The sequence below is a fragment of the Castellaniella caeni NBRC 101664 genome (assembly GCF_001592225.1).
Taxonomy (GTDB): domain Bacteria; phylum Pseudomonadota; class Gammaproteobacteria; order Burkholderiales; family Burkholderiaceae_B; genus Castellaniella; species Castellaniella caeni.
On the sequence record NZ_BCWN01000030.1, the window covers coordinates 17014 to 28939 of the forward strand.

Consider the following 11926-nt stretch of genomic DNA (forward strand, 5'->3'; position numbering starts at 1 on the left):
TTCAGACGTTGAAGATTTCCAGCGAGCCCCAGGTGCGCTTGGATGCGGGCACGGGCGCCAGGTCTTCGTTGAACAGTTTGACGTGCCGGTCGTCGATTGCGTAGTCGCTGTCTGCCAGCAGGCCGGTGGTCGCGGAGATGCGCTGATGAACGTCTGAGGTATTCATGAAGATTGCCTTCCTCGGTAGTTGGATCACCCGCAACAAGCCGGTGCCCCAAACTTTTTGTTATAAGCGAGCACATTAGCATGAAGCCGCCCGGGCCTGCAGCCGCGTTTTTCTCTTGGCTCGACATACCAAAAATACCGGCTGAGCTCTGCTATGCTGATCATTTCGCAAACGGCAAGCAGGTGACGACATGACTGAAAATCACCCCGATCAGCAGGTGGTGGTCGGCTACGACGATTCCCGCGAAAGCGAATTCGCCCTCGAATGGGCGGCCCGCGTGGCGCAGCGGCGCCACTGCCCACTGCTCGTGGTCTCGGCCACCGGCGTTGAAGACACCAGCGTCGAACTCGCCCGCCCGGGCATCCAGGAAATGTACGTCCGTCAGGCGCAGCGCATTGCCGAAGCGGGGGCCGCCAAGGCCCAACCCTTTGCCGACATCCCCGTCAAGCCCATGGGGCGGCCGGGCGGCGCCGCCAACGCGCTCATCAACTGCGCCAACGCAGCCACCCTGCTGGTCATCGGGCACCGCGCGCGCGGCCTGCTGCCAGACGCCATCCTCGGCTCGGTTGCCTTCAAGCTCACCAGCCACGCCCCCTGCCCGGTGGCGGTGGTGCGCAAATCGCCCCGCCCCCTGCCGTCCATGCAGCACCCGATCGTCGTGGGGGTCGATGGCTCGCAGTACGGCATCCGGGCGCTGCAAGAGGCCGCCCGCCTGGCAGCCGACACAGAATCCTTCTTGCGCATCGTGGTGGCCTGGAAACGCCCCAACTGGAACCTCTGGTCGCTGGCGCCGTCACTCAAACCAGTGGCGGACAAGGCCGCCGAAGCCAGGCTCGCCGCCGCCGCAAGCAGCGACGCCTACCCCTACGAACAAGCGGTCGCCGACACGGCCCAGCAGGCCAGCGACATCGCCCAGCAGGCGGCCAGCTACGTGCGCGAGCATCATCCGGGGCTCAAGACCGAACAGGTCATCAGCGAAGAACCCGCCGACCAGGCCATCCTCGCCTCGGCCAGCGATGCCAGCCTGATCGCCGTGGGCGCGCGCGGCCTGGGCGACCTCCAGGGCCTGCAGATTGGCTCGATCAGCCGCAAAGTCATGCAAAGGGCCGAGTGCGCCGTCTACGTCGTGCGCTAGCGCAAACACCGGGTTCAAGTACGGGCATCAAGCCCAACGAGACGTCGGACGCGTACGGAGGTGCGCTGAAGTATCATGGTGGCATTACCCCACCAAGGACACATCATGCGACTACTGCACACCATGCTGCGCGTCGGCAACCTCGATCGCTCCCTGATGTTCTACACGGACATCCTGGGCATGAAACTGCTGCGCCGCAAAGATTACCCCGAAGGGCGCTTCACCCTGGCCTTCGTCGGCTATCAAGACGAATCCCAGGAAGCCGCCATCGAACTCACCCACAACTGGGACACCGACAGCTACGAGATCGGCACGGGCTACGGCCACATTGCCATTGAAGTCGAAGACGCCTACGACACCTGCGCCATGATCAAATCGCGCGGCGGCCTGGTGGTGCGCGAAGCGGGCCCCATGAAACACGGCAGCACCGTCATCGCTTTCGTGCAAGACCCCGATGGCTACAAGATCGAACTCATCCAGCGTAACGGCCGTACCGACTGATCAAGCCCTTGTCGGCACGGTGACGCCCGCACGACTCAGGGCATCGGCCAAGTCCATCAGCTGCGCGCCTGACAGTTCTTGCGGGCGGGCCGTGGGTGCGATGCCCAGCGCGTCAAAGTCCAGCTGCGCCGTCCAGCCGCCCAGGCTGCCGCGGATCATCTTGCGCCGGTGCTCGAACACGCGCGCCACCAGCTGGTCGAACAGCGCCGGGTTCAACGGATGGCGCACCCGCTCGGCGGGCAGGGGCCGCATGCGCACGATGGCCGACATCACGCGCGGCGGCGGGTCGAAGGCCTCGGGTGGCACGTCGAACAAACGCACCATGCGGTAGCGCGCCTGCAGCATCACCGACAGACGGCCATATTGGCTGTCGCCGGGGTGCGCCACCATGCGATCGATGACCTCGCGCTGCAGCATGAAGTGCTGGTCGCGCACCTGATCGGCCCAGCGCATCAGGTGAAACAACAGCGGGCTCGAAATGTTGTACGGCAGGTTGCCCACGATGCGCAGCCTGGGCGCAGCCTGCGCCGCCGCACCGGACGCCGCGACATCGTCCGACGCCGCACGACCTGACGCCGCATCATCCGATGTCGCCGCAGGGCCACGATCGGCACCACCAGGCACCAGGGAGGCGAAATCGACCGTGAGCGCGTCAGCTTCGACCACGCGCAGGCGATCGTCGCCGTAGCTGGCGCGCAGCCGCCGGGCGAGGTCGCGGTCGAGCTCGACGGCGGTCAGGCGATCGAGCCGGTCGAGCAGCGGCGCGGTCAGCGCCGACAGCCCCGGCCCGATCTCGATCATGACGTCGTCGCGCTGCGGGTCGATGGCCCGCACGATGTCGTCCACGACCGACTCATCGCACAGGAAATGCTGCCCGAACCGCTTGCGCGCCTGGTGCTGGGCCATGCTACTGCTGTCCCGAACGGCTGTTGTCGAGCCGGTTGTCGATGTAGGCCTGGCCGCGCAGCTGGTCGAGCCAATCTTCGTAGGCCGGGCCGATGCGCCGTTCCATCAGCTCGCGGCGCGCCTGCATGCGGCGGAATTCTTGTTCCATGTTCTTGGTGCGGCGCCCTTCGACCTGGATGAGGTGCCAGCCAAAGGGCGACTTGACCGGCTGGCTGACCTGGCCGTCCTGCAGGCCGTTCATGGCCTGCTCGAACGCGGGCACGGTTTCTCCCGGGTTGAGCCAGCCCAGGTCGCCGCCCTGGGGCGCCGAAGCATCTTGCGAGTAGCGCTTGGCCAGCTCGGTAAAGGATTCACCGTGCTCGATGCGCGTGCGCAAGCCTTCGAGTATGCCGCGCGCCTTGTCGTCGCTCATGACCTTGGAGGTCTTGATGAGGATGTGTCGCGCGTGGGTCTGGGTGACCATCATGGGGCCGGCGGCTGCGGGCTGCTGCGCCACGGGAGCCGGCGCCGGTGCGGGCGGCGCGGCGCGCGTCGGCTTGGGCGCGGGACGCTGGGCATAGCCGCGGCGCACGACCTTCAGGATGTGGAAGCCGCGCCCGCTTTGAATGATGCCGCTCAGGCCGCCGGGCGGCGTGTCGGCAATGGCGCGCACGAAGAGGTCGGGCCAGTCTTTCAGGGGCCGGATGCCCATGTCGCCACCCTGCAGGGCCTGCGGCCCGTTGGACGAAGCGGCCGCCACGCCGGCGAAGCTGGCCCCCGATTTCAACTTGCGCAGCACGGCCTCGGCCTGCTTGCGCTTTTCGGCCACGGTCTGCTCGGACGCGTAATCGGGCACCTCGATGAGAATCTGGGCAAGTTCGACCAGTTCGGGCCCGGTGGGCTGGGGCGCGGGTTGGGGTTCTGGTTCGGGCTGCGCGGGCGCGGCGGGTGCCGGGGCGATGGGCATATTGGCATGCGTCTGCAGGAAGGCATCGATATCGCTGTCGCTGATGTTGATGTGATCTTCCACGAAACGCTGGCGCAGAATGTCGTCCTGGATCTGCTCACGCAGTTCGGCCTGGTATTGATCCCAGGTCATGCCGGTGGCGACGATTTCTTTTTGCAGCTGCTCGGGGCTGATGCGGTTGCGCTGCGCCACGGTCTGCACGGCACGCCGCACCTGCTCGTCGCTTACGCGGATGCCGACCCGTGCGGCTTCCTGATCCTGCAGCAGGCCGTTGATCATCTGCTGCAGCACCTGACGGCGCAAGGCGGCATCGTCGGGCACGGGGATGCGCTGCTGCTGCATCTGGATGCGCACCAGGGCCATCTTGTCGGCCAGTTGCCCGAGCGTGATCACCTGCTTGTTGACGATGGCGGCGATCCCGTCCACGAACTGGCCGCCCGCAGGGGCGGCAGCCGGAGGGCGGGACGTGGCTGCCGGATGCCGGACAGCCGCCTTGTCCGCCGCCTGGGCGGGCAGCAGGGCGCTGCCGCCCAGAATCAGGGCCAGGGACAGCGCATAGGCGGGATGACGCAAGCCAGACATCATTCGTACCTCTCGAATTCGGTTTTTTCAGGAGTGGGGGGCGTCGCGGACTGATAGCCCGTGATGCGATCGGACAGCAGGGACATGGGGTCGGTTCCGAGGGAACCCAGGCCCGTGAGTTCAAGCTGCAGGAACAGCGCCGTGTTGGTTTTTTCCGCCGACACGGCATAGCGTTGCAGCACGGCGCGCGCCGCCCAGCCGCCGTCGCCGCGGTATTCGAGCCCGACGATGGACTGGGTGCTGCGCTTTTCCGCGAGCGAGTAATCGTAGCGCCCGACGCCGAACCAGCGCCGCGCGAGCGGCCACTGGCTGGTGAAGCTGACCTGTTCACGCGATTGATCCACCACGTCGGCCGGCAGCACCTGATAGGGGTCGGTATACAGATTGGGGTCACGCTCGTAGCGGTACGACAGAGACATGGTGGCCAGGCGCTTGGGCGTCCAGCGCACGCCCGAGCTCAGGCGGCTGCGCTTTTGCGTTTCGTGGTCGAACTGGCCGTCGAAGTACACGCTGAAGCGGTTGGTGAGCGCCGCATTGGCCCCCACGAGGTAGTCGGATTCGGTGGCCTGGCGCGGCGTCTGGCCCGGCAGCGTGACGCGCTGGTCGTCGAAGTAGAAGCGCTGCGCGAGCGACAGCGACAGGCGCTCGAACCCCGTGTCGGCATCCAGCCAGCGGGTGGTCAGGCCCGCCGTGAGCTGATTGGCGTTGGCGATGCGATCCCAGCCGCCGCTGAAGATGTTCTCGTCGAAGGCCTGCTGGTAGCTGAAAGATGCCATGCCGGTGTCGAAGACCGGCAGGCCGGACTGATCGCGGTACGGCACGTACAGGTAGTAGAGGCGCGGTTCGAGCGTCTGGATGGCGTCGTTGCCAAACAGGGTCGTGTCGCGTTCGAGCGTAAGGCCGGTGTCCACCGAGGCGATCGGCAGCACGCGCGTCTGGCTGCGCGGCTGCCCCAGCAGCTCGGGCGGCAGGCCCTGGATGGAACCGTAGAACCAGTCGGTGTCGTACTGGCTCATGTGCAGCCCGGCCTTGGGCGTGAAATAACCCCACGGGGCCACGAACGGGCGCGCCACCGTGGTGTAGGACGTCAGGCGCGTGCCATTGGGCATCAGGCGTTTGCCGGATTCCGCGGGAAAGGCGCTGCCCTGGTAGATGGGGGCGACGAAGCGCGTGGCGTAATTGTCGGACACCACATCCAGGCTGTGCCAGTCGTAGTGCTGGGCGCGAAAGTGCAGTTCGGGCAGCTTGTCGTAGGGCGGCGCCAGGAACGAACCCGTGCTGTCTTGCAGGGTTTGATAGCGGTAGAACTGCAGCGAGCCGCTCAGGTGGCTACCGTTTTCCCAGGTGAGCAGCGCCTGGCTGGGCATGTAGGTGATGGCCGCGTCCGACAGGCCGAACGAGGAAAAATCGCGGAAGTAATCGTCGTCGGACACCTTGCGGGCATCGAGGTACAGCTGCAAGCCTGGTGCCAGATCTTGCGTATGCTGCACCGAATACATCCAGCGTTTGTCGCCCGTCTGGTTGTCGCGCATGATGTACGAGCCAAAGAGCTCGGAATGCGACGAGGCGCTGAGGTGGCGCAGTTCGGTGCCCAGCAGCAGGCCGCGCTTGCTGAGATAGCGCGGCGAAAGCGTGGCGTCGTAGTTGGGGGCCAGGTTCAGGTAGTACGGCGTGGTGAGTTCGAAGCCGCCGTTGCTGGACGTGCCGTAGGTGGGCACCAGAAACCCGCTCTTGCGGTCTTTGCCCAGCGGAAACGTGAGATAGGGCGAATACAGGATGGGCACATCCTTGAAACGCAGCACCCCGTTGCGGGCCGCCCCCTCGTTCTCGTCCAGGTAGAGATCGACCCGGCTGGCGTCGATGTACCAGGCCGGGTCGGGCCCCGACCAGCCGGTGTAGCGCACGTCTTTCAGGCGCACGTGCTGGCGGCTGATGATGTCCGCATGATCGGCATGCCCCTGCCCGCCGGTAGTGCCCAGCCAGAATCGTGGCTGGTCGATTTCGCCCTGGCTGGTGTTGACGTTGTAGCGCAGGTGCGGGCCCTTGACGATGTTGCCGTCGCGCATGATGAGCCCGTTGCCGCGCACCTCGGTGTCGCCCGTGGCCTGGTCGTAATCGATGCGCTCGCCCTTGATGACGCCATCGAGCCGACGCACTTGCGCCGCGCCGCGCAGGATGACGCGCCCCCCCGCGTTGCGGGTGATGTCGTCGCCAATGAGAAACGAAGGCAGCGTGTCGTCCTTCAGGCCAGGATGATGCCCCAGGCTGCCCACCATGCGCAGGCCTCGGGCCTGCGTGGCGGGTTCGTCGGCCAGCGCGGGCGCGGACAGAACGGCACTCAGGAGGATGATGCGGCTGATCCGATGCACGAAGACGGGGCCCTCTAGAAGGTGATGAGTTGGAAAGAGACTGATCTGCGCACCCACTTCGACCAGCGACCCAGTATTATAGAGAAGGCGCGTTCAACGCGCGCAACGAACCCTCTGGCCGACGCGCAGCCCGCCGCCTGGCCGCACTCACCCACCATCCCATGAGCCCAAGCCCAGATTCGCGCCTGGAGGCGCTGCAGCACTGGCTGCACCAACTGCCCGCCACCCTGCAACTGCAGCCCGGCACCCTCAGCCCCGTCTCGGGCGACGCCAGCTTCCGCCGCTATTTCCGCGTCCAGACGGCCCACGAACCGCTGATCGTCATGGACGCCCCGCCGCCGCACGAAGACTGCACGCCCTTCGTGCGCATTGCCCAGCGCCTGGGCGCAGGCGGCGTGCACGTGCCCGACGTGCGGGCGCAAGACCTCGGCCAGGGCTTTCTGCTGCTCACCGACCTGGGCACGCAAACCTTCTACGAAGCCATCCAGGCCGGCCTTGCGCAAGACGACGCGCGCCTGCAGCAGCACATGCGCGGGGCGCTGCGCGCGCTGATGACCCTGCAGCAATGCCCCGCCGACGACCTGCCGGTCTACGACGATACCCGCCTGCTGCAAGAGCTCGAACTTTTCCCGCAGTGGTATCTGCATGCGCACCACGGGCGGGCACCCGACGTCGATACGCGCGCCATGCTGGCCCGGGTGTTCACCCTGCTGGCCCAGCAGGCAGCCATCCAGCCGCGCGTCTTCGTGCACCGCGACTTCCACTCGCCCAACCTCATGATCGGCGCGGGGGCCCCCGATTTCGTGCCCGGCGTCATTGACTTTCAAGACGCGGTGTCCGGCCCCATCAGCTACGACATCGCGTCATTGGTGATGGACGCGCGCACCACCTGGGACGAACCGCGGCAGCTCGACTGGGCGATCCGCTACTGGGAATACGCACGCGCGGCGGGGCTGCCCGTGCCCACCGATTTCGCCCAATTCCACCAGCAATACGAATGGATGGGGCTGCAGCGCAACCTGCGCATCCTGGGCGTCTTCGCCCGGCTGTCACAGCGCGACGGCAAGCATCACTACCTCGACCACATCCCGCGCGTGCTGGGCTATGTGCGCCAGGTGGCCGGGCGCTACAACGTCTTCCACCCGCTCCTGCGCCTGCTCGACCAGGTCGAACAGACGCCGAAAACCGACGGCTATTCGTTCTGATGCGCGCCATGATCCTGGCGGCGGGGCGCGGCGAGCGCATGCGCCCGCTCACCGACAGCTGCCCCAAGCCACTGCTGCCCGCAGGCGGCCAGCCGCTCATCGTCTGGCACCTGCGGCGCCTGGCACAGGCCGGCATCCGCGACGTCATCATCAACCACGCCTGGCTGGGTGCGCGTATCGAGGCCGCGCTGGGCGACGGCAGTGCCTGGGGCGTGCGCCTGCGCTATTCGCCCGAATCGCCCGCGCTGGAAACCGCCGCCGGTATCGCCCGCGCCCTGCCCTTCTTTTGTGGCGAACCCTTTCTGGTTGTCAACGGCGACGTCTGGTGCGACTGGAACCCGGCCCACGCCCTGGCCTGGGCGCGGCACTGGCCCGCGCGGCAACAGGCGCACCTGCTGCTGGTGGACAACCCGGCGCACCACCCGGTGGGCGACTTCCTGCTGCACCCCGACGGGCGTCTGAGCGCGGACATCCCCCGGCCAGAAACAGCGACGGCGGCCCCGCGCAGCGAGGCCGACGCAGATGCCGCGACGGCGTGGAACCACGCAACGCCCACGGACGCGGCGCCACGCGGCAGCCTGGCGCTGACGTTCGCGGGCATCGGCCTGTACCGTCCCGCGCTCTTCGAGCACGTGGACGCCGCGCAGCCTGCACCCCTGGCGCCGCTCTTGCGCGCGGCCATGCGCCAGGGCGCTGTGGGCGGCACACACCACCACGGCCGCTGGGTGGACGTCGGCACGCCAGCGCGCCTGGCCGCGCTGGACGCGGCCCTGCGGGATCAGCCACCGGGCTGCTAAACTGAATCTGGCAAATCGCAACCGACTGTAGGCACGGCCTCACTTGGCGCGGCAATCCCTTATGCTAATGGGTTTCGGTGGATGCCGCCGCGCTGCTTCAGGAAATTCTTCATGTCATTTGGCTCGAATCGCCCAACCTTCAAACCGACCCCCTATGGTTACACCCGGCGCAGCCGGGGCATCCCGCGCTGGCTGCTGTTGCTCATTACCGGCATCGTCCTGGGCGCGGGCGGCGTGCTGTTCCTGCAGCGCAGCTACGGCCCACAGCGGCTCACGGTCGAGCAATCCGAACAGTTGCGCATGGATCTCAACACGGCCAGCCTCGAAAACCAGCGCCTTGCCACCGAATCCAAGACCCTGCATCAAGGCATCAAAGAAGCGCAAGGCGCCCAGCAGGACGACGCCGCCAAGATAGAGCAGCTGCGCAAACGCGCCGCCGACATGGAAGCGGGCGTCTCCAGTCTGCTGGCCGCCATCCCCCCCGACCCGCGCGGCTCGAATCCCGGCATCCGCTACACCGACATGCAGATCCAGCCGGACGGCCTGCACTACCAGGTGCTGCTGATCCAAGAACCGGCCAAAGACCAGACCGACGTCGGCAATCTGCGCGGCGAGGTCAAGCTGGTGGGCATCGGCAGCTACCCCAACGGCAACACGGCCTACGTCAGCCTGGGCTCGCAACCCCTGGACATGGGGCGCTACGTGGTGGTGCAGGGGCAGACCGAGCTGCCCAAGGCCTACCGCCTGCGCCAGGTGACGGTGCAGGTGATGGCGGAAGGCTCCGACAAGATCATCGCCACACGCACGGTACGCGCCACTGCGGGCCGCTGAACGCACCGCCTGACTGCCTCAACGAAAACGCCGACCCGAGGGTCGGCGTTTTTGCGTCGGTGCAGCGCGGCCAGTGCCGCGCACGAGCGGACGGCACGGCCACCATCAGGAAACGTGCTGCAGAAAATCTTTGAGGCGCTGGCTGGGCGGGTTGTTGAGCAGGGCTTCGGGCTTGCCGTCTTCGGCGATCTTGCCCTGATCCATGAAAATGAGGCGGCTGCCCACCTTGCGGGCGAATTCCATCTCGTGGGTGACCACGATCATGGTCATGCCTTCTTCGGCGACGTCCTGCATCACCTTGAGCACCTCGTGGCGCAGTTCGGGGTCGAGCGCCGAGGTGGGTTCGTCAAAGAGCATGAGCAGCGGCTTGATGGCCAGGGCGCGCGCAATGGCCACGCGCTGCTGCTGGCCGCCCGACAACTGCCCCGGATAGTGCCCGGCGCGTTCGGACAACCCCACTTTGGCGAGCAGGTCGAGTGCCATCTGCCGTGCCTGCGCCGGGGCGACGCCGCGCGTGTGCAGCGGCCCGAACATGACGTTTTCCAGCGCCGTGAGCTGCGGAAAGAGATTGAACTGCTGGAACACCATGCCCGCCTCGCGGCGCAGTTCGCGCACCTGCGAGGCCTTGCCCAGCACGCTCAGGCCATTGACGACGATGTCGCCGCCCTGGATGGTTTCGAGCACGTTGATGCAGCGCAGGAAGGTGGACTTGCCCGAGCCCGAGGGCCCGACCACGACGACCACTTCGCCGGATTCGATGGACAGGTCGATGCCGTCGAGCACGACGTTATCGCCGAAGCGCTTGGTGACGTTCTTGAATTGGACGATGCTCATAGGATGCGCGTTCTGTGTTCAACGAACTTGAGCACCAGCGCGATGAAGCCCGTCATGATGAGATAAATGATGGCCACGGCGCTCCAGATTTCGACCGCGCGGAAATTACCGGCGATGATCTCCTGGCCCTGGCGGGTGAGTTCGGCCACCCCGATCACGATGAAAAGCGATGAGTCTTTCAGGCTGATGATGCACTGGTTGCCCATGGTGGGAATCATGCGCCGCAGCGCCACTGGCCCGATGATGAAGGCGAGGATCTTGTAGAACGGCAGACCCATGGCCTGGCCCGCTTCTTGCAGGCCCTTGGGCACCGACTGCAGCCCGGCGCGCACGATCTCGGCGATGTAGGCGCCGGAGTTGATCATCAGCGTGAACGTGGCGGCGGTGAAGCCGTCGATGCGCAGGTTGATGATGAGTGGCAGGGCGAAGTAGATGAACATCACCTGCACCACGATGGGGGTGCCCCGCATGAGCAGCACGTACACCTGTGCCAGCACCGACAGTGTCACGGGAATCCAGGCGGCAAAGCGCCAGATGAGCGCCACCAGCACTGCCGCCTGCACGAGCCACCAGACGGGCTGAGGCACATCGGCCAGCAGGCCGCCGCCCAGCCAGGAAGCCAGGCGCAGCAGCGCGTAGAGCACCACCAGCGCCACCACCGTCCAGGACAGCGAACGGCGGCTGACCGGCACCGGCACGTAGGTGATGATCACCCCGGCCAGGGCACCGATGAGCGTCCCGCCCACCAGGCCCAGCAAGGTGATCTGCACCGTCATCCAGGCGCCTGACATGAGGTCGGGCCAGGCTGCCCAGATCGCAGACCATTCAAATGTCATGCGGTTTTTCCTTGTTGCGCGGGCTTATTCGGGCTTCTTGCCGAACCAGGTTTCGTAGAGTTTGTCGTAGGTGCCATCGGCCTTGAGGGCGGCCAGCGCCTTGTTGACTTCCGGCACGAGCGTGCTGCCCTTGGGGAAGGCGATGCCGTAGAAGTCGCCGCTCTTGAGCGAGCCCACCACCTTGACTTTGCCTTCGCCCGCCGTCTTGGCGTAATACTGCACGTTGGGCGTGTCGTGCACGACGGCATCGACGCGGCCCGTGGCCAGTTCAAGGAAGGCGTTGTCGATGTTGGGGAAGAGTTTGAGCTTGGCCGAAGGCACGTTGGCCTTCATGTAATCGACCGTGGCGGTGCCGATCTTGACGGCCACCGTCTTGTTGTCGAGGTCTTTGGCGGTCTTGATGGGGCTGTCTTTCGCCACCAGGATGGCCAGGCCCGACTCGTAGTAGGGGTCGGAGAAGTCGATGACCTTGGCGCGGTCGGGACGAATGGTGATGCCCGCCAGGGCCGCGTCGATGTTATGCGTCTGCAGGCCCGGGATGATGCCGTTGAAATCCATGGGCTGCAGCTTGTACTTGAGATTGGCCTGCTTGGCGATGGCTTCCCAGAGTTGAATGTCGAAGCCGGTGTATTTGCCGTCCTGCTTGAATTCGAAGGGCACGAAGGCCGTATCGGTGGCTACGACCAGTTCTTTGTCGGCCGCTTGGGCAGTTGGCAGGGCCAGGGTAAAGGCCAGCCCCAGCAGGGCAGCTTTCAGGGATTTGGGCAACATCGTCGAGTCTCCTTGTGGGATGGTTCCGCGGCGGTCTGCCCGCCGCA

12 protein-coding genes are annotated in these 11926 nt (G+C 66.0%); 5 read left to right on the forward strand and 7 right to left on the reverse strand.

Features of this window, described 5'->3' with window-relative positions; genetic code table 11:
* Window position 1: 1 nt before the first annotated feature.
* Window positions 2–166 (reverse strand): hypothetical protein, encoded by a 165-nt coding sequence (locus CCA01S_RS15890; protein WP_198150032.1) that lies wholly within the window; start codon window positions 164–166, stop codon window positions 2–4.
* Between the two features lie 190 nt (window positions 167–356).
* Here CCA01S_RS15890 and CCA01S_RS14320 point away from each other — a divergent pair, with 190 nt between their 5' ends.
* Together CCA01S_RS14320 and gloA are read left to right on the forward strand one after the other, a co-directional pair.
* A complete protein-coding gene (locus CCA01S_RS14320; RefSeq protein ID WP_066459694.1) occupies window positions 357–1301 on the forward strand; it encodes a universal stress protein in 945 nt (314 codons plus the stop codon).
* Between the two features lie 105 nt (window positions 1302–1406).
* Window positions 1407–1802 carry a lactoylglutathione lyase gene (gene gloA, locus CCA01S_RS14325; protein ID WP_066459696.1) on the forward strand — a complete coding sequence of 132 codons (396 nt, stop codon included), beginning with the start codon at window positions 1407–1409 and terminating at the stop codon, window positions 1800–1802.
* On the opposite strand, the gene CCA01S_RS14330 is transcribed toward gloA, so the two are convergent.
* From CCA01S_RS14330 to CCA01S_RS14340, 3 genes are read right to left on the reverse strand one after another with little or no spacing between them, the layout of a single operon-like run.
* Window positions 1803–2708: a ribosomal RNA small subunit methyltransferase A gene (locus CCA01S_RS14330; RefSeq protein WP_066459698.1), complete on the reverse strand. Its 906-nt coding sequence runs from the start codon at window positions 2706–2708 to the stop codon at window positions 1803–1805. It abuts the gene before it with no gap.
* 1 nt (window position 2709) lies between these two features.
* Window positions 2710–4239 (reverse strand): peptidylprolyl isomerase, encoded by a 1530-nt coding sequence (locus CCA01S_RS14335; RefSeq protein WP_066459700.1) that lies wholly within the window; start codon window positions 4237–4239, stop codon window positions 2710–2712.
* Window positions 4236–6605 (reverse strand): LPS-assembly protein LptD, encoded by a 2370-nt coding sequence (locus CCA01S_RS14340; protein ID WP_066459702.1) that lies wholly within the window; start codon window positions 6603–6605, stop codon window positions 4236–4238. Before CCA01S_RS14340 ends, CCA01S_RS14335 begins: the two co-directional genes overlap by 4 nt.
* A gap of 161 nt (window positions 6606–6766) precedes the next feature.
* Between CCA01S_RS14340 and CCA01S_RS14345 the strand changes: the two genes are divergently transcribed.
* The 3 genes from CCA01S_RS14345 (at window position 6767) to CCA01S_RS14355 (ending at window position 9438) form a co-directional block, all read left to right on the forward strand.
* The gene (locus CCA01S_RS14345) at window positions 6767–7810 is read left to right on the forward strand and encodes an aminoglycoside phosphotransferase family protein (RefSeq protein WP_066459704.1); all 1044 of its coding nucleotides are present in this window, start codon (window positions 6767–6769) and stop codon (window positions 7808–7810) included.
* Complete coding sequence (locus CCA01S_RS14350) at window positions 7810–8607, forward strand: nucleotidyltransferase family protein (protein WP_066459706.1); 798 nt, start codon at window positions 7810–7812, stop codon at window positions 8605–8607. The genes CCA01S_RS14345 and CCA01S_RS14350 overlap by 1 nt, the downstream gene beginning before the upstream one ends.
* A gap of 111 nt (window positions 8608–8718) precedes the next feature.
* Window positions 8719–9438: a hypothetical protein gene (locus CCA01S_RS14355; protein WP_066459708.1), complete on the forward strand. Its 720-nt coding sequence runs from the start codon at window positions 8719–8721 to the stop codon at window positions 9436–9438.
* 105 nt (window positions 9439–9543) lie between these two features.
* Here the strand turns inward: CCA01S_RS14355 and glnQ are convergent, their stop codons facing one another.
* The 3 genes from glnQ to glnH all read right to left on the reverse strand — a co-directional run bounded on the left by glnQ (window position 9544) and on the right by glnH (window position 11879).
* Entirely contained in the window at window positions 9544–10272 is a 729-nt protein-coding gene (gene glnQ, locus CCA01S_RS14360; protein ID WP_066459711.1) for a glutamine ABC transporter ATP-binding protein GlnQ, read from the reverse strand.
* Window positions 10269–10859 carry an ABC transporter permease subunit gene (locus CCA01S_RS14365; RefSeq protein WP_439951512.1) on the reverse strand — a complete coding sequence of 197 codons (591 nt, stop codon included), beginning with the start codon at window positions 10857–10859 and terminating at the stop codon, window positions 10269–10271. Before CCA01S_RS14365 ends, glnQ begins: the two co-directional genes overlap by 4 nt.
* A 273-nt stretch (window positions 10860–11132) precedes the next feature.
* The gene (gene glnH, locus CCA01S_RS14370) at window positions 11133–11879 is read right to left on the reverse strand and encodes a glutamine ABC transporter substrate-binding protein GlnH (RefSeq protein ID WP_066459715.1); all 747 of its coding nucleotides are present in this window, start codon (window positions 11877–11879) and stop codon (window positions 11133–11135) included.
* Window positions 11880–11926: the final 47 nt, after the last annotated feature.